At 40.1% G+C, this 18,347-nt stretch carries 11 protein-coding genes; all 11 read right to left on the minus strand.

What is annotated here, in order from left to right; genetic code table 11:
* Positions 1 to 7: 7 nt before the first annotated feature.
* The 11 genes from sov to AWW68_RS07255 all read right to left on the minus strand — a co-directional run bounded on the left by sov (position 8) and on the right by AWW68_RS07255 (position 18,239).
* The gene (gene sov / locus AWW68_RS07205; RefSeq protein WP_068218718.1) at positions 8 to 7,087 is read right to left on the minus strand and encodes a T9SS outer membrane translocon Sov/SprA; all 7,080 of its coding nucleotides are present in this window, start codon (positions 7,085 to 7,087) and stop codon (positions 8 to 10) included.
* Positions 7,088 to 7,147: 60 nt separating this feature from the next.
* Entirely contained in the window at positions 7,148 to 7,741 is a 594-nt protein-coding gene (gene ruvA, locus AWW68_RS07210; protein WP_068218721.1) for a Holliday junction branch migration protein RuvA, read from the minus strand.
* A 102-nt stretch (positions 7,742 to 7,843) separates the two neighbouring features.
* Positions 7,844 to 8,953: a DUF4837 family protein gene (locus AWW68_RS07215; protein WP_068218724.1), complete on the minus strand. Its 1,110-nt coding sequence runs from the start codon at positions 8,951 to 8,953 to the stop codon at positions 7,844 to 7,846.
* 85 nt (positions 8,954 to 9,038) lie between these two features.
* The gene (locus tag AWW68_RS07220; RefSeq protein ID WP_068218727.1) at positions 9,039 to 10,379 is read right to left on the minus strand and encodes a lytic transglycosylase domain-containing protein; all 1,341 of its coding nucleotides are present in this window, start codon (positions 10,377 to 10,379) and stop codon (positions 9,039 to 9,041) included.
* A 7-nt stretch (positions 10,380 to 10,386) separates the two neighbouring features.
* Positions 10,387 to 11,808 carry an Asp-tRNA(Asn)/Glu-tRNA(Gln) amidotransferase subunit GatA gene (gatA, locus tag AWW68_RS07225; protein WP_068218730.1) on the minus strand — a complete coding sequence of 474 codons (1,422 nt, stop codon included), beginning with the start codon at positions 11,806 to 11,808 and terminating at the stop codon, positions 10,387 to 10,389.
* Positions 11,809 to 11,813: 5 nt separating this feature from the next.
* On the minus strand, positions 11,814 to 12,014 hold the full coding sequence (locus tag AWW68_RS07230) for a Sec-independent protein translocase subunit TatA/TatB (RefSeq protein ID WP_068218733.1): 201 nt from the start codon (positions 12,012 to 12,014) through the stop codon (positions 11,814 to 11,816).
* 130 nt (positions 12,015 to 12,144) lie between these two features.
* On the minus strand, positions 12,145 to 13,386 hold the full coding sequence (locus AWW68_RS07235; protein WP_221405975.1) for a murein hydrolase activator EnvC family protein: 1,242 nt from the start codon (positions 13,384 to 13,386) through the stop codon (positions 12,145 to 12,147).
* On the minus strand, positions 13,325 to 14,047 hold the full coding sequence (locus tag AWW68_RS07240) for a DUF4292 domain-containing protein (protein WP_157717558.1): 723 nt from the start codon (positions 14,045 to 14,047) through the stop codon (positions 13,325 to 13,327). The genes AWW68_RS07235 and AWW68_RS07240 overlap by 62 nt, the downstream gene beginning before the upstream one ends.
* 28 nt (positions 14,048 to 14,075) lie before the next feature.
* Positions 14,076 to 15,812, minus strand: a complete 1,737-nt coding sequence (locus tag AWW68_RS07245; protein WP_157717559.1) for a tetratricopeptide repeat protein — start codon at positions 15,810 to 15,812, stop codon at positions 14,076 to 14,078.
* 57 nt (positions 15,813 to 15,869) lie between these two features.
* The gene (locus AWW68_RS07250) at positions 15,870 to 17,351 is read right to left on the minus strand and encodes an oligosaccharide flippase family protein (RefSeq protein ID WP_068218743.1); all 1,482 of its coding nucleotides are present in this window, start codon (positions 17,349 to 17,351) and stop codon (positions 15,870 to 15,872) included.
* 105 nt (positions 17,352 to 17,456) lie between these two features.
* Complete coding sequence (locus AWW68_RS07255; RefSeq protein ID WP_068218747.1) at positions 17,457 to 18,239, minus strand: enoyl-CoA hydratase/isomerase family protein; 783 nt, start codon at positions 18,237 to 18,239, stop codon at positions 17,457 to 17,459.
* Positions 18,240 to 18,347 lie beyond the last annotated feature (108 nt).

An 18,347-nucleotide genomic window follows, 5' to 3' on the forward strand; every position in this document is an offset into this window, starting at 1 on the left:
GCAGACTTTATTGTGACAAACTGAATTGAATTCTTCCGCCAAATGTAGTTCGTGCATTTAGGAAGCTAGTAGATACTCGTGGGTCGTTAACGCTTCGGTCGAAATACAGGGTTACTAGCAGGGCTTCGCTAATCTTGTAATCTACTGTTGGATTGAGCCTGAAGGTCATTATACCATCTGTTATGATAGGATCTTCATCGATTCTACGTTGAACAACCTTGGTGTCTGAAATGGTGAGTCCCATGTTGAACCTCAGTTCATTTGGAAGAGACTCTCTTCGGCCATTTATTCTGAACGGTATTTGAACTCCAGATTTAGCGAAGCCAACGTTTAGAACGAAATCTTTCTTTTGCCTTTCAGTGATTTGAATATTGGATAGGTTAAGTCCTAGGTTTCTTTCTCTATTGTAATCTAGCCTAAGCGTCCAGTTGCCTTTTGTTCTCATATTCATGCCTATAAATGGAGCCATTCTTTCTGTCATTACTACTTGTTGGGCTAAATAGACAGGAACTAAATCTCCGTTTTCATTGAATTGAGAGGCCAGGCCAGCATCTCTTAAGCTATAATCTAGCGTTAGGCCTGTTGTGTAAAGAGGTGAGTTTACGAAATTACTGACATCATATTGGCTAGCATAAGCATGGCTTATTGAGAAAGTGCTGAATACATCGCTAATACCCGGAATTTTGGAAAGACCGTTATAATTAATGCTCCAGTTAGGAATAGGCAGTTTTGGGAATGGACTTAGGTTTACACTTTCTGGATTTTTGCCCGTATATGCAGCTATGAACGCGGGAATTACAACTTCTTGAGAGTTAATATCGTATTCCCCGTTTTCATTTAGGCCGTCAAGCCTTTGCTTTAAGGCGCTTCTGTAATTTTCAAAATTTTCAAAAAGAGGAGAGGTATTATCTGCATTATCTTTTTCAAAGGCTGTTTTAATCATCATGAATGAGATGCCATAAGTACCTGTTCTATTCGGGTTAATGCTGACAAAACCGGGATTATCGGCATCGTTTCGGAATATTTCTTGATAATTATCAGTGTAGTTTTTGCGTCCGTTTACATTAATTCTGAAGTCTTGGAATGGTTCTACTACAGCATCGAAGCCATAGGTAGTAGTTCTATTTTGTTGAAAAGGTGAGGTGAGGAATTCGCTTGGAGCGTATAGGCTGTTATTAGCCAATCTGTTTCTTATACTGTTGTCTTGTGAGCCTAAAACAAAGCCAAGGCCTGGGTTTTCAAATCCTTTGTCTAACCCGAAGAGATAGACGTCTGGCATGTATCCCGGTAAAATGGTGCCTTCTGTTCGGGCATAATTAAAGTTGACACTTCTAAGCGACATAAGGGCTCTTAAGAAGCCTTTCCAGAACGGTATTTCAGATATACTCTTTCTTTGCGTTGAGTCTGCTGCAGCAGCGTTTGAGCCAGGTCTGGTTCTGCTTCTGGTTGGTGTGTTAATTTTCTTAAGTACACCGATGTTATTGTAAAGCTTCACTAAGTCTAGCTTACCTGTTACCCCATACTTTCTATTATTTCTGGCTGTATTTCCAAGTGTGTCTCGCTGGCCTATAGCTCCAGCTATCCAATTAAATGTGGTGGTATAATCAACGTCAGAGCTAATCCAGTCTGTAGCTGGTATTTTATCGAATGGAAGGGTATAGCCAGCAGTTATACTATGGGTATAGTTTTTAATTCTGCCGAATTTTTTAAAGTTGTTCCATATAGAGTCCCGTTTTACATCGGTATTAATATCACCCTCAGGTTCGTCAACAATGGCGTTTACCGTAGCTGTGTAATCTAAAGTGAGCCTTTCTGTTAGGTCCCAATTAACTGCATATCTTCTGTCGAAGGTGAAAGACTTTTCGTAATACGGATCAATTCCATCAGTGCCCAAATCTGCATTGCGCAACTGTGTCTTTAGAAAACTTCTGTTTACATCGCCATTGACTGTTATGGAGGTAGGGATCGGGTTGAAGTTGATGTCTTGGATTAGCTGAAGCCATTTGGAGTTCAGAAATTCAGCATTTTTAAAAGGAGCTATATTCAGTGGGGCAGGGTTATAACTGTAATTAATAGCGCCTCTGTAATTTCTGTAGGCGTATTCGGCAGTATTGATATTGCTTCGGTCTATCTCATTATAAGCATAGGTGAAGCTAAAGTTTTCTATGGCCCAAGGTAAGTTAAGGCCTCCTTCTCCAGTCCTCCTTTTTCGTACGTTTGAAAAGTTAAAGCTCCTTCTTTTAGATACATCAACCACCTTGTCAAAATAGTCATCTCGTTCTCCTTCATCATCGAAAGAATTCAAAACATCTTCTAACGGTAAATCTGGGTCTAAAGGATCGAACTGAGGGACTGATCGAGCGTGTTCCACACTGTAGAACGCTGGGATTTCTAAGCCCCAGTCTTCTGGGAAAAACTTGTGTAGTGCTACGCTGGTAGAAATATCATAGGCAGTCATTTTTTCTCTGTTTCTTTCCGAAACCTTATCTGAGATTCCACCAAAACCGATTGATGAGTGAGAGAATGAAGCAGAAACATTTCCTAAATCTGCCAGCTGAGCATCTAATCGAGCATTAGCTGCCCAACCAGACTTAGAGTCAAAGTCTGTAACTCTAAGTTCATTTGCCCAGAGGTAGAAAGTTTTTGGTTCGGCATCTAGAGAGCTAGGGTTTCTAACCCCAATCATTAATGTCTGAACAGAGCTCATATCTGGCCTACCTACAACAGTAACATTGTATTTGCCAACAGTAGCAGTATATGGTAGGTTGAGGTTGGCGTTCATTCTATTGCGCTCTGCTTTTACTTCGTAGAGATCGCTAAAGGCTATGTCTATTTCATTTTCTTCAGGCCAAATGAGTTCTGGAGAAATGTCGCCTGATTGAGTCATGGTAAGCGGAACCTCTACCTCATAATAGTTCTCGGTGAAATCGGTACCTAACCTTAAGAAGGCAGTTACCTCGCCTGGTTGAAGATTATCTGGACTGTCTGCATGCAAGAACATTTTTATTCTTCCATAATTGACCATGTCCATAGTTACGTTTTTATATACCGCTCTAGCATCTCTATCTCTAAGTCCATCTACATAAAGTTGAATGGACTGCTCATTTCTTCTACGTTCAACAGTTGAGGTATTGTCTCTGTCTCGCTGAATGCCTGGAGGGAGCACATAAGGCGGTCTGCCATCTGCTGCCTGACTATTGTCTTCAATGTTTACAACCCCTACAGTAAAATTGGGGTCAGATGGTTCAGGTATTTCAAACAGCCCTTTTTCATATAAACTTTCTTGGAAGGTTCTCCACTGGCTACCAACCATTCTGAAATTGACAAACCTTAAAACAACTGGCTCTTCAAATTCGGTGAGGTAAGTTCTTACATATCTGATGGACTTAAACCCGTTGATATTTCCTTGTACGCGGTCTGGTTTTCTAACAGGAATACGGAAAAGGTACCAGCTGACTTGGTCGCCATTTACTTCATTGGTTACTTTATCTACAATATTGTTGGTGCCTACCTGGAATTGACTTGGTCGAACATCAATTTCATACTCGTAATATTCCTCTAAGTCGGCCAGAGTATTATCTCTATTTAGGTCTTCATTGTCTGGGAGGTTGCTGTTAGAAGCGGTAAAAGTTTGATTGCCCGTAGATAATGGGCTATTACCTTCCATGCCGTTGAAGTTTTTATATCGGGCTAGAATCTTTACATCAGCAGCATCTAATTCATCGCTTAAATAGTACTGGAAGTTATCTCCCGATGGATCACTTTCTAGCGCAGCTCTAACCTCTGCACTAACATTTACACTAGATAGGTAATCGGTGAAAAAAGTGACTTCGTCTGTAGACTTGAGTCCGTCTAGTCCAACGTCTTGATTTTCTCTGGCGCCTTGGCTATTGTCGAAAGCTGGATTTAGGTAGGGCTGGTTGGTTACATAACCCCATTCGTTAACCACCACATCGTTAGGGTCTGTAGAGCCATCTGTAGGAAGTCCTTGCTCAAAAGCATGTCTTTCATCCTTCATTAAGTCTTCTGAAATACTACCCAGGTTGAGGAACATTTTACCACCAGTTGTATTGGCTTTTGGCGGGTTTATGCCATCATCTATTTGGCCTCGTGGATTCTGAGGTGTACCGTTAGAGCTATTTATAAACGGATCCATCATCCAGAACTCTATGTACTCAATATTGGTCTTGTCGAAATCTACCTCATTGGTGATGGCTCTAACAATTCCTCCAAAGTTCTTTTCGGGTTCAGGTAGTGTTCCATCTGGGTTCAAGTCAGGATTGTAATTGTACATTCCTCGCTCTGATGGATAGTAGGCGATATCAAACGATGGCTCGTTTACCACAATTTGTTGAGGGTCTCGTTTTATTACTTCTGTTTGACCAATAGAGCGCACATAGTGGTTTTCTAAGTCTTCAGGAGTAATATTCTGTGGCCTGTTTCTGCCAGAAGATCTGTAGAAAACATTGTCTATGGTGTACCAAGCAATTTTTGCTCTTCTGTAGTTGGCGCCTAGTCTGTCTGGTGTTTGATTGGATAGGTCGAACCTATTGTCATCTGTTTTCGGGGTAGATGCAAGTTTCCAACTTTGAGGATTACTGAGACTAAAAGGTGTTACTGTGGCTTCAAAATCGTCTATGTATGAGGTGCTCGTTCCATTTACTTGGTTTGAAGTACCTGGAATGAGCTGGGCAAATTCGCCACCCATAGTTATTTTAGATGGTGCTTTAGTGTCTATAAATGGAAGGGCATCTACCATTCTTGTCAGTAAGCGAGAGTCTGCACTATAGTTGAAATCTAAGCCCCACATGGTATTGCTCACAGGTTCATTCCCTATGTTTACTCTAGATAGTTGAGGCCTTTCATTTAGGTGTAGGAGGGTGAGGCCAACATTGGTTTTGTCATTGACTACATAATCTAATCGTGTACCTAAGAGATTTCTCGCCTGAAAACTGAAGAGGTCTGCCTTTTCATAAGTTACACGGATCTTTTTTCCTGAATTAAGGATAGATGGGTTAATGATGGTGACCTTTCCTATGGTGTAATCTACCGTGTAATCAGAGCCTTCAACAAGCCTGGTACCACCTGCGGTAACCACTACACTACCTTCGGCCACTTGAAAGGCATTAAGGTTTATTTCATTGGTAGAGCCAGACTGCAGGCTTCCTTTAATAAAGTATTTATTCAGTCTGGAAATTAGCTGAGCATCGGCACGGGTTGTTTGGTAAAGCGTGTCGAATACATATTTGTCTTTTAAAAACTGTTCAGAATCTAGGAATTGTTCTTCTAGCCTATCGCCAAAGGGTTCTAAATAGGGAAATACCATGTAGCCTCTATCAGGATTTATGGTTACGCCTTCTACATAATCGAAATTACCGTCTTTCTGTGGGTCGCCATTTTGATTAAGCTTATCCAGTCCCATAATTTCTATGAGAGGAATGTCTTTGGTGTTCTGGCCTTCGTGCAAACTAGGGTTATCAATTCCCGTATTATCATCGCGGTAAATGACCCTTAATTGAAACGATTGCTTTTCTATGTTGGCAGCATTGAGGTTATAGATGTTCTTCATCATCAGGTTCCAGGTAGGAACTTGAGTGTTGATTTTATTAGGGCGAAGCATCTTTAGGAAAATGATGTCTTCTTCACTTCTTCCTTGATAGTCTTCGGTCATTTCACCCACCTTGTAATTTCTGCCTTGGTAGTTGTACTCGAAAGAAACGGCTAGCACTTCATCATTTTGTAGCTGTCTGCTTAGAGAGAGAAAGCCTAAAGCGCTATTGAAGTAATATTCGGAAGGATCGAGTTTTCGAGCACCAGTCACCTTTACAAAATCCTGACCATTCTCTAGGTTGTATTGGTTTTCTAAAATTCCACTTACCTGATCTGGTCGTCTCAGACTAGGGTCGTTCTGAAGGTTAGAGAACAGACTATTGGCACCATTGCTAGTAGGGGAGGAAGGGTTGCCGTTGCCCACAAAGTTATTACCATCTCTATATATTACATCGCCTTCACCTAAATCCATAAAGGCGGCAAAGTTTCGCAGCGTTTGAGTGTTATTATTTCGGTTCAACACGTAAACCTCAATTCTACTTATTTGTACACCAGAGATTACTGATGGAATACTACGTAGCCAGTTTTCATAATTATCTCTGAAAAAATGACCTAAGAAAAAGTGTCTGTTTTCATCATAATCGCTGGCTCTTATCTCGAACTCATTCCTTTGTACACCACCCTCTACTTCAATAGATTCTGAGGTTCCTCTTTGAGATGCCGCAAGGGCTGTTACATAGAGCCTTCCGAATTGTAACTGAGTCTTAAACCCGAAGAGGTTTTGGCCTCCAGTTATTAAGCTATTGGCAATTGGTAGGCTTACATTACCAATCTCCATCGTTTTTATAATGTCGGATTCAAGGCCAGAGAAATCTACTTTTAGTTCGTTTTCAAAATCGAAGGAGTTGTTGTTGTCAAAATTGGCATTGATCTTCATTTTGGTACCAATAGTGCCATCCAAACTCATTTGAATGTTTTGGTCAAACTCGAAAGTACCGTTTCGCTGCTGCCGAATAGGAATGGCAGGGTTGTCTACTCTTTGAAAGCGTGCACCAAAATCGAGCAGAACAGTTCCATTGGTATTGATTAGTATTTGGTCTCCTCCAAATAGTCTATCGAAGAAAGGGTTTAGAGCAATAGGAGGAATGAGTCGACCTCTATTGGCAACAGCACTTTCTCCATCTCTGGCTTTAGATCGTTCTTTAAAAAACTCACGATTATCGGCCTCAATACGCTTTTGAAGTGCTTGGCTAAATGGAACATAAGCGGGTGGCCGAATAAAGGAACTCCCAACTTCTTCTGATGTAATAATATTCTTGCTTGTGTCTACAGCGTAATTTCTGTTGTAGAATGAAGCATTGTTGAAAAGTAGCGGAGAGTTTAATGGCTTTCTGAAAATTGGATCGCCAAATGGGTATCTAGGTCTGTAAATTGGGTATGGCGATGGGACATACTTAGTAGTATCGACCTTTGTGGACGTAGTGTCTTGCGTTTGAAATAAAGCAAAGGCAGGCGTTGAAATGCTGCTTGCAATCATTCCAAGGAAGAAGATGACTAATATTTTCCGCGTGTGGTTAACCAATACTTAAGAAATAGCTTAGGCTGCTTTGAGTGCCAACTTTATCAATTCTTCCAGACTTATTTCTCCAGAGCGATCTTTCATTATTTTTTCGATGCTCTTTTGCGCAGCTGCCTTGTTAATGCCTAAGGTTACTAACGCTGCTAGTGCTTCGTTTCTTATGGTGTTTCTGCTAGAAGCCCCAATATTAATCAGATCGCCAGAAGCAGACTCTCTACCGATTTTATCTTTTAGCTCGAGAATTATGCGTTGGGCGGTTTTAGCGCCTATGCCTTTAACACCCTGAATAGTACGTACATCTTCTCCCATTATGGCTTCTTCAACCTCTTCTGGGCTTAAAGAAGAAAGCACCATTAGCCCAGTTGAAGGGCCAACTCCAGAAATAGAAATTAAATGCTGAAAAATGCTTTTTTCATGTTGATCTGCAAAACCGAAAAGTGTTTGCGCATCTTCCTTTACATGAAAGTGAGTGAAGAGTTGAATGTCTTCACGGTCTTTAATTTTAGAAAAAGTGTTGAGAGAAACCTTAACTTCATAGCCAACACCTTGAATATCAATAATAACGAAGGTGGGGTCTTGAAAAGCAAGTTTACCTTTTAGATAAGCAAACATATGTGGCGAGTCTTTAGGGAAAAACAAAAATGGCAAGTATTACTTGCCATTCCTAAAATTAATAAGATTCCTTAATTCCTTGCCCTATTCCTTGTTTTAATGTCAGGTAGTTCTGAATGTAGTTAGGAGAGACTCCATTTCTCGTATTAGCTCTCTGTGGTCTTCATTAGGGAAAATAACAAAGCCTTCAATATAGTAGAGTTTGCCTTTTTGTTCATCTACAAACGTGTAGCTTACAAAGGTGCCACCTACAGAGAAGTTGTTGGTTTTCCATGCCCCGCGCATTTCTACGGTATACTTATCTCTGAAGTTGATGTTTCTGAAAACAGGCTGCATATACTTGTTTTCCGTAATCATGTACGATTCTGGGTTGGCAGGGTCTCCGTAAATGTACTTCTGACCAATTTCATCGCGAAGTTTGATGATGTTTTCTTCTTCAAACTCTTCTTGAGATTTGTAGTCTTTAACATAGACAAATAGGTTCTTGCTAGGGCCTACCGAGGGTAAATAGCGAGCCCACATGAAATCATCTTCTAAAATGGCAAGTTCATAGCTTGCAGGTATTTTGATGGAAATGCCAAGTTGGTCGTTTACTCTGTTTACGATGCCTCGAGAAGCCGTAGACATTCTTAGGTCATCGGCTAGCCTTTGTTTCTCTGCAATGTTGAAGTAGTTCTGAATAGCATCTGCATTCTCAAGAAGGTTGTTGATAAGTGTTTTGTCGTCTTTAGCGAAAAGCTGGAGAACTTTCTGGCCTCTGGCAAATTGATTTTCAGAGGTTTGCATATATCGCTCTGGGTCATTGAGAATCATTTCTTTAGATGACTCACTGAAAGTGCCTTGCAGCCATTTATCTGCTGCAGAGTTGCCCTCAAGACTAACCACATAAACTAAGTTTCTGGCTAGTTTAAATATTCGATTAAACTCAAATGGTTCAATGATTCTTATAGTGAACATGGGCTCTGTTCTGGTGAGTCCAGGAACCGGTTCTCTGAAGACAGTTTTGATGGCTTCACCAAGTTCGCCTTCGTACTTCTTTTTGTTCATTACAATAACAATCTCACCAGGTTCTCCAGAGGCTTCGGGTAAGTGGGCTTCTTTCTTGGCATTGGCCGTTCCGTCTCCGTCTACATCAACTTGTGCACCATCTTTGCTGTTCGAGCATGAGAAGATGAAAAGGGTTATTAGTGTATATAAAGCGATTTTTTTCATAACCTAAGTAATATTTAGATTCAAGGAAACTATTTCTAATTATAGAAACAAGAAAAACTACTAAAAGTTTAGTTGATTGATTTTACTAATCAATTCTGAGCTTCATGCCAGGTTTGAGTGTGTTACCTCTAAGGTTGTTCAACTCCTTAATTCTGTCGATGCTCAGTCCCTGATACATACGAGAAATATCCCAAAGGGTGTCACCAACTTGAACAACGTGAATCTTGGAATCTGGAATTGGCTGATTCAAAACGTTTTTCACTGTAACAGAAGATGGATCGTAAAAGTCGGGTCCAATAAAGATTTCTAACTTTTGCCCAACCCTAATTAGAGAGCCTCTAATGTTGTTCCATTCGCGGAGGTCGGAGAGCTTTACATTGTGTTTTCTGGCAATTGTTCCCAGCACATCGCCACTTCGCACTCTGTACACAACCTTTTCCTTGCCAAAGGTACTGCCAGGCATATTCTTGGCTACCTTTTCAAACTCCACTTTATCTGCTTCTGCTCTTGTGAGAATATTGCTTTCATTGGCATAATACTTATGCGCTTCTTGTTTCGGTATTCTCAATTCAAAGTTCTTGATTTTTTCAGGAACAGCGCCTTTTTTGATGGAAGGGTTTAATTCCGCTAGAACATCTAAATCAATGTTGCTCTCTTCTGCAAAAGACTTTAGGTAAATGAACTGATTGGTTTTTATTACCTCATAATCTTGAGGTAGAAGTTCTTCTGTAGTATAAATATTATGAATGTCGGCATACTCCATGGCGTAAACGATGGCTGCAAATTGAGGAACATAAGACCTTGTTTCCCTAGGCAGGTAATTGTATACAGCCCAAAAGTCTCCTTTTTTTCCAGCCCTTCTTTCTGCTCGCCATACATTACCAATACCACTATTGTAAGCAGCCAATGTGAGCTTCCAGTCTTCAAACATTCCGTAGAGCCATTTAATATACCTACAGGCTGCATCGGTAGCCTTTTCTGGGTCCATTCGCTCATCTATATACCAGTCAATGTGTAGGCCGTATTGCTTTGCGGTAGGAGACATAAATTGCCACAGACCGACAGCTTGAGGGCCCGAAACCGCTTTCGGATTTAGTCCTGCTTCAATGATGGGTAGGTACTTTAGCTCTTGAGGTAAGTCGTATTTGGCTAGGTACTTCTCAAAAATGGGGAAGTAAACTTCCTTTCTTCTGAGCATTTCTCGCGTGTAATCACGATCTCTAACAGTAAAGTAATTGATGAAGGCATGAACTCGCTCGTTATAAGCAATGTCTATGTCTAGGTTTAGCTCGTTATATAACTTTTCAGTTTGTTCCTTAGAAATGTCAGGAGCATAATCATATACCTCATACGGATGAAGCTCTTCCTGAGCAATACTGAAAATTGAAATAATTGATAATAAAACGACTGATATCCACTTCCTCATTGTCTGCTTAACGCGTTTTGTTCTGCAGGATTTTCGAAAATGCAAAAAGTTTTTCTTCCTCAAAAGCTCCTGCCATAATTTGCATTCCTATTGGCAAGTTCTCACCATCTGAACCACATGGAATAGAAATGGCTGGAATGCCAGAAATTGACGCCTGAACTGTAAACAAGTCGGCCATATACATAGCTAAAGGACTTGTGTGGCTGTTTTGTTTGAAAGCTGTGGTTGGTGTAGTGGGAGTAATGATGAAGTCACTGTCTGCTAAGATGTTCTCTGTAGCCGCCTTAATTAGCTTTCTAACTTTTTGGGCTGTAGTAAAGTATGCATCGTAATAGTCGGCACTAAGTACAAAGGTGCCGAGCATAATCCTTCTTCTTACTTCATCACCAAAACCTTCTGTACGAGAGCGCTTATACATAGTCTCAAGGTCTTCCGTATTGCTGCTTCTTAAGCCGTAATGCGCACCATCATATCGAGACAGGTTTGTGCTAGCTTCTGCAGTAGTTAAAATGTAATAAGTGGGTAGAATGTAGTCTGCATATGGGAATTCGGCTTCTATTAATTCGTGCCCACCATTACCAAGCTGCTCTACTAGTGATTTGTATGCCGCTCTAATTTCTGGTTGAATGCCTTCGTTAGTGAAAAACTGTTTGAAGTAGCTAATCCTGAATTTTTTGTCTGTTATAGGCGTGTTAAATTCTGGTGTAGGCTGGCTTGAGCAGGTAGCATCTTTGCCGTCTTTCCCCGCAATTACCTGAAGGACTCTGGCATTGTCTTCAGCAGATTTAGAGAAGATGCCGATTGTATCGAATGAGGAGGCATAAGCCAATAAACCCCATCTGGATATTCTTGAATAAGTGGGTTTAAGACCAGTTATTCCGCAAAAAGCAGCAGGTTGCCTCACCGATCCACCTGTGTCTGTACCCAAAGCAATATGACACATGTTGGCAGCAACTGCAGCAGCTGAGCCTCCTGATGAGCCACCTGGAACTCTGCTTGGGTCTAATGGGTTGAGCGCTGGGCCATGGGCAGAATTCTCATTTGAAGAGCCCATTCCAAACTCGTCACAGTTTTGTCTGCCAATAACAATAGCATCTTGTTCCAGCAATCTTTCGACTGCTGTAGCGGAAAACTGAGATTCAAAACCTGAGAGGATATTGCTCGATCCGTTTACCTGATGGTTTTTATAACAGATCAAGTCTTTGATTCCAAAAATTAAGCCGGCCAAAGGGCCGGCTGTGTTATTGGATATTTTAATGTCTATTTCTCTTGCTCTGTGCTTAGCTTCTTCGGAATAAACTTCAACAAATGCATTGAGATGTTTTCCTTTCTCTATGTTGGCTAGGTAGCCATCTACTAATTTTGCACAGGTTGTTCGATTTTGCTTAAGGTCTTCCTGAATCTCATCTAAAAGATGATAATCCTTCATTAACCTTATTCTTTATCGATTTCTTTTCCAGCATCGTCTACCTCTTTCTTAATCTCTTTGGTAGCGTCTTTGAACTCTCTAATTCCTTTTCCAAACCCTCTTGCCAAATCTGGAATCTTCTTAGCTCCAAATAGGAGAAGAACAATAAATAAGATGACAAAGATTTCGGGTCCTCCCGGCATTCCTATCGCTAAAATTGTTTCCATGCGTATAAAATTCTAATCTTTCAAAGATAGGCAAAAACTATCATTTTAAGCTTTCAAAAGCAATTTGTTTATCAATTGTATGTTTTCTGCGCTTAGTTTTTTACTCAAGTGGCGGTTTGACAACTTAAGGTTAGTTGGTTTTTGATTGTAGCCAGGTTTCAGGGTTTACCGCCCCTTTCTTTCCGTAAATTCTAAACTTCATTTCAGAAACGTTATCGGAATTGGTTAATACTTGACCAAGAACATCGCCAGGACGGACATCTTGTCCCTTTTGAACCGTTACTGCTTTTAGTTTAGAGTACGAAGTAAAATATTCTCCATGTTGAATAAGTACTGTAATTCCTTGTCCTTGAATAGACATAATTGCACTTACCTTTCCTGGGAAAACCGTTTTGACCACTGCATTGCTTCCCGTCTGAATATCAATCCCTTTGTTGTTAATCTGAACTCTTTTAAGTGTTGGGTGAGCATGGAGTCCATACTTTGAAGAAACAAAGCCTTCGTCAACAGGCCATGGTAGTTTTCCTCTTTCCTTTTCAAAGGCCGAGGTTAGGGCTGTCATGTCAATATTAGCCGCAGCGGCAGCCTTTCTTTCGGCCTCAATTATGGCCTCAATTCGGTTAGTAAGCTCGCGTTCAGACTCCCGTTGTTTATCAAGTTCTTGGCGAATTCGCTTTTCTTCCTGCTCCAGTTGTGTTACTAGTCTTCTTTGCTCGAGCTGTAAACCTTGTAGTTTTTGGTTTTCGGTAAGCTCATCATTTAACAAAGCTTGCTTGTTCTCTTTCTGCTTTTCTATTTCTAGTATCTGATCGGTTAGGTTTTGCTGAACGATTTCTATTTGCTTCACCTGTTTTTGCCTTGCTTCACCATACTGCTTTATGTACTTCATGCGCATAAAGAGTTGATTGAATGTGCTAGCAGCAAAGATGAAAGTAAGTTGATTGAAGCCTGAACTAGTTTTTTGAGTAGCATATATCATTTGAGCATACTCTTGTTTCAGCGCATTTAGGTCTCGTTCCATTGCATCTACAATGCTTTGGTTTTCTGCAATTTCTTCGTTAAGAATGTTTACTTCTGAGTTAATGGCTGTAATAAGAGAAGAGCGAGAAGATATCTGATTGTTTAGCGCTTTCAACCTACCTAACGAAGTGTTTCTTTGAGCTGCCGTTTGGCTTAGAATCTTTTCGTTTTCTTTAATTTTTCTAATAATGTCTGCTTTCTGCTTTTCTAGCTTAGCTCTTTCACTTTGGGCAAAAGAATTAGGCGCAACAAAGAGTGTAGCCAAACAAAAGATGAATACCAGAAAGAAACTATTTGACCTTGTCATACCTGTCTGGAATGCTAAATGGGAAGCTAAGCGATTCTTCTTCAATTTTAACTCTGTTGTGCTCAATGTCTATTTCTGCTTCTTCTTTTTTACCTTCTTGAAAGTAAGTGAGTACCATTAAGGCCTTATATGCAAAAGGCTTTTCTTCTAAAGGTTTAAACTCTCCATACTTCAATTCTAGTGTGTTGTCGTTTCTTAAAGTTGTGGCGAAAAGGTTCTCTAGCCTTCTATTTTTAGAGCTTACCATGCTGCTTACCCTTAGGTCGCTCACGCGTTGGGTTACGTAGAAATTGTTATTCTTTTCAACTATATCATCATTTTTGGTAATGGGGATTGGCATGTCTCCAATAATGATGGCTTGGAATATAGCGTAGTTAAACTCGAACTGAAATCGTTGGTTGAGTTCTTGGAAGCTGTATGCAGCATATTGTCTATGGATTCTATCCATAACAATTACGGAGTCTTGTGTTATCTTTCCCCTAACTCCTTCAATTCCAACTCCATTGCTTAAAGTAAACCATATTAGGCTGTCTTTTTTGATTCTAATGTTGGCGGTAGCTTTGGTCTTTTCTTCTCCGTTTTTGTATTTGATTTTGGAGCGAGTAGAGATGTAATCGTATTTAACTTCTTCTATGGTTAAAACCTCTCTCGGGGAGAACTTAAAACCTAAGAAGCGTTTGTTGCAACCAGTAATGAGCAAGATCATTAGAGTGAAAACTAAGATAGATGCTCTTTTAGTCGTTTTTTTCGCTAGCAATTTTTTGATCTATTTTGTCTGAAGCGCCACCAAATTCTTTTGCTTTAACCCAATATTTCAGGGCGATATCGGTCAACTTAAGCTGTTTGTAGATATCGCCATAGAGTTCCATAGCAGCGCCATCTTTATTATCCTCAAATGTATGAATATTACTTAATAGTAAAACGAGTGCCTCAGCTGGCTTATCGGAAGAATATAAAGCTAAGGCCCTTTGGTATACGTCTTTTAAATCTTTTTCTCCTACGGTAAATCTATTACTAATGGTCTCGGTACTTTCTGTGATCACATTATGAGTAGCCATGAACTTACCATAGCTTATACTAGTTTCTGGGTGAATTTGGTTAAGCTTTAATGCTTGTTGGTACAATTGAGAGGCTTGCTGAATTTGATCATTCATTTCAGCTATCTCAGCTCGTTTTCCAAGAATTTGACTAGTGAGTAATTCATTAGAGCGAGTCATTCGAGATGCTTGGTTCAGGAGATCTTCGGCTTCGTCTGGCTCATTAAGGTTTATTTTTGCGCTGGCCAGATAAATGTAAAAGATAGCCTGATTAGGATAAAGCATTAGAGCTTCGTCTGCATCTGCACTTAAGGCCTGCCAGTCTCCTGTGTTGTACTCATAAGAAAGCACCTTGTCCCAAACTTTAAAGTCGCCCGGTTTTAATTCCTTCAGTTGCTTATATCTGTTGATGGCTTTTACTTGAAATAAGTCTCTCTGATTGCCTAAGGCAATTTCAGCCAACTTGGTATAAACATAGGTTCCATTCTCTACAGCTAGTGCCTCATTAGGGTATTGATTTTCCAGACTGGTTTGAAGACTATCGATCAGGTCGATGGGTAAGTCAGTGCTGTTTTCTAGAATAAGCTGCCCTAGGAGCAAGGTTTTATCAGTTAAAGAGGCTTCAGGATCGCCAAAAGACTCTATCAGAAGATCGTATTTAGCTGAAGACTCGCCTTTGCCCTCGTATAGGTTTGAGAGAAGTATTCGCATTTCTGCGGTTTTGTTTGGCTCTGCTTCAAGGCTTGCAATGGCTAGCTCTGTTTCTCCTAGTGTATTTAACAGATTAGCGTATTGATATTTTAAATCTGAATCGGAAGGGTGCTGAATTATCAGCCTTTCCATTAACTCTATCGCTTTTCTTTTTTTAGATTCTTGAACGTACATCTCCACTAGCTTCATGCTTTGGTCTAGCGTAAGATTTTCCGTGCTTTCAAAAGCGATAATAGCATCTTTCTGTTTGCCTGTGGCTTGAAAGGTTGTTGCTAGCTCAACCAAATATGGCTTATAATCCGTTGTATTTTCGGTCATCAGTTGATAGAACCGTGAAGCTTCTTGCATATCTCTATTGGCCTTGGCCAGCTGAGCCCCCAATACGTAATAGTATTTAATGTTGCTTCTTATATTGATGGCCTCCTTGATGGCTTCTAAACCTTCTTTTGGTTTATTCTGACCTAAGTAGATTTCGGCCTTTTTAAAATAGGCTGCGTGGTTTTTTTTGTCTACTTCTATAGACTTATCTAAGTATGCTAAAGCCCTTTCAAAATCTTCTAGTAAGAAGAATTTCTCGGCTTCAATCATCATGAATTCTGCATTGGACTGCTCATACCTTGTGGCTTCTTCTTTTATTTTTCCTTCAAAGCCTTGAGCTAAGGTGTTCAATCCCGCCAGAAGGAGGGATGAGAAAAATAAGTAAAAAGGGAGCTTCAACTTCACAATTAATACACGCAACGATTGATCAAGCAGATTGGTTTAATATATCATTTTTAGGCCTTAGCTTTTGTTGCTAATGGTTTTATACGTCAACGACTTACCTTCTCTGAAATACATAAATACAGCAAAAATTGCAGTAACAAGCAAGTCGAAACCATACGAAAGCCAGCGATTAGCAATCTCTATTAGTCCTTCACCATAAATAATGGCCAAACCGAGTAACAGGTAAATTATGAGTGGTTTTAATTTATAAGGAACTGGAAATTCCTTTTTACCCTTGAAATAGCACAGGCTACACATCACTATATAGCACAGTAACGAAGTAATAGTTGAACCATAAAACCCTAGGATTGGAATAAGTAATATGTTGCCTATCAGTGTGATAACTGTTCCGGCTAAGGCGTAATAGGTACCATAAATGGTTTTGTCTTTAATTTTAAACCATACACTCAGGTTTACATAGATGCCGTAAAAGAGTTTGGCTAAAAGAAGAAGCGGAAGTACATATAAAGCGCCTTTATACTCCTCTTGTTGAAGGAATAAATCGCTCAATAGGTTCATATTCAGAGCAACAGCCACCATTACGAAAATGTTGAATACAACGAAGTAGTGCATGATTCGCGCAAAAAGGGCAGGTGCTTCTCTGTTTTCCGAATGGTTGAAAAAGAATGGCTCTACTGCATATCGGAAAGCTTGAATGCCGAGCATCATAATGACACTTAGCTTAACTGCACTGGCAAAAACGCCTAATTCAGCCTTGCCTAAAATAGCTTCCATAATGATGTTATAGCCTTGTTCATTGAATATGCCGCCTAACCCCATTAAGAAAATAGGGAATGCGTAAAGGAACATTGGCTTAAACGTAGGCCAATGAATTTTAAGCTTTAAGCTTCTGAATTCAGGCCATAGAAACGGTAAGTAAAGCGCATTGGCAATCAGGTTCACCATAAAGATATACCCAACTCCATAAGCTGGCTTATAAAAACTTTCGACAAACCCCTCTAAAGAAGAGAGGTATTTGCCTGCCAGAATATCTGGGAAAACAATAATGAAAAGTAGGTTTAGTAGTATGGTAACCGTTATAACTCCAGACTTCACCAGAGCAAATTTTAAAGCTTTTTCTTCTAGCCTCAGTTTGGCAAATGGAATGGCTACAATGGCATCTATAAAGAGAATAATGGCCATGTATTGAATGTACTGTGGAGCGATTCCTTCGCCTAAAAGCCCAGCAATATTGGGTGCAGTAAAGAAAATGAAGCCAGAAAGAAGGGTGGAAACCAGTAGCACTGCTGTGCCAGCATTGTTAAAAGCATCTTTAGCACTTTCTTTTCTTGAAAACCTAAAAAAAGCCGTTTCCATACCGAATGTATAAATAATCAGCATGATGGCTATGTAGGTATACAAGTAGCTAACACTGCCGTATTCGGCTTCATCTAGTCTATCAGTCCATATGGGCAGCAATAAAAAGTTGAGTACTCTGCCAAGAATACTGCTAATGCCATAGTAGGCTGTCTGACCTGCTAGTTTTTTGATTTGACTCATTGGGTAAATAGAGCCTAAAGCTATGGTTTGATTTAAAGTTATTGGGCTGCCATGTGGCAGCCCAAATATTATAGCTAATAAACGTAAGTTTTCGCGAAGGTTATATTATTCGCCTTTAAACTCTGCTTTTCTTTTTTCTAAGAATGCTTTTGTGCCTTCAGCAAAGTCGGTAGTTTTTGTACAGGCTGCAAAGCTGTTAGCTTCTGTCTGATAACCATTTTCTTGTTCGTTATAAACGGCATTTACGCAATCAATAACTAAACCAATGGCTATTGGAGCCTTGCTTCCGATTTTCTTTAGAATTTCTTCGCACTTAGCCAAGGCAGAGTCAGTATCTACCTCTACGTGGTTTACTAAGCCTAAAGTTTTGGCTTCTTCTGCACCAATCATATCACCAGTCATACAAAGCTCAAGAGACTTTGCTTTGCCTACTAATTGAGTAAGCCTTTGGGTGCCACCATAACCAGGGATTATTCCTAGGTTAACCTCTGGCTGGCCAAAGCGAGCAGTTGCAGTGGCTACTCTCATATGGCAAGCCATGGCCAATTCGCAGCCACCACCAAGCGCAAAACCATTTACTAATGCAATAACAGGTTTGTGGCAATTTTCTATGGCAGAGAATATCTCTTGGCCGCTTTCGGCAAATTTTCTGGCGTTAACTTCAGAGAGTTCAGCTATTTCAGAAATGTCTGCTCCGGCTACAAAGGCTTTTTCGCCAGCGCCAGTAATAATTACTCCTTTAACTGAAGTATCGTCATAGATTTCTTCAAAAGCAGTTTTAATTTCATCGAGAGTTTGAATATTCAGTGCATTGAGTTTATCTGGTCTATTAACTGTCAGATGAACTATGCCTTCTTTGTTCTCTACTAAAATGTTATTGTATTCCATTTCGTCTTATTCAGTGAGGGCTCAAATATAGTGGTCGCTTTTGGCAAAGTGAAATATTGATTCCGTCTGCATAAAATTTGGAGCAACAATTCATATTATTCTGAGTTA

This window comes from Roseivirga spongicola (assembly GCF_001592965.1).
Lineage (GTDB): Bacteria > Bacteroidota > Bacteroidia > Cytophagales > Cyclobacteriaceae > Roseivirga > Roseivirga spongicola.

Bases quoted from the DNA above. Each gene is read 5' to 3' on its own strand.
- ruvA (WP_068218721.1), bottom strand. From the start codon at position 7,741: ATGTTTGCTTATCTAAAAGGTAAACTTGCTTTTCAAGACCCCACCTTC.
- AWW68_RS07240 (WP_157717558.1), bottom strand. From the start codon at position 14,047: ATGATCTTGCTCATTACTGGTTGCAACAAACGCTTCTTAGGTTTTAAG.
- AWW68_RS07255 (WP_068218747.1), bottom strand. From the start codon at position 18,239: ATGGAATACAATAACATTTTAGTAGAGAACAAAGAAGGCATAGTTCAT.
- AWW68_RS07230 (WP_068218733.1), bottom strand. From the start codon at position 12,014: ATGGAAACAATTTTAGCGATAGGAATGCCGGGAGGACCCGAAATCTTT.
- AWW68_RS07250 (WP_068218743.1), bottom strand. From the start codon at position 17,351: ATGAGTCAAATCAAAAAACTAGCAGGTCAGACAGCCTACTATGGCATT.
- AWW68_RS07215 (WP_068218724.1), bottom strand. From the start codon at position 8,953: ATGAAAAAAATCGCTTTATATACACTAATAACCCTTTTCATCTTCTCA.
- sov (WP_068218718.1), bottom strand. From the start codon at position 7,087: ATGATTGCAAGCAGCATTTCAACGCCTGCCTTTGCTTTATTTCAAACG.
- AWW68_RS07220 (WP_068218727.1), bottom strand. From the start codon at position 10,379: ATGAGGAAGTGGATATCAGTCGTTTTATTATCAATTATTTCAATTTTC.
- gatA (WP_068218730.1), bottom strand. From the start codon at position 11,808: ATGAAGGATTATCATCTTTTAGATGAGATTCAGGAAGACCTTAAGCAA.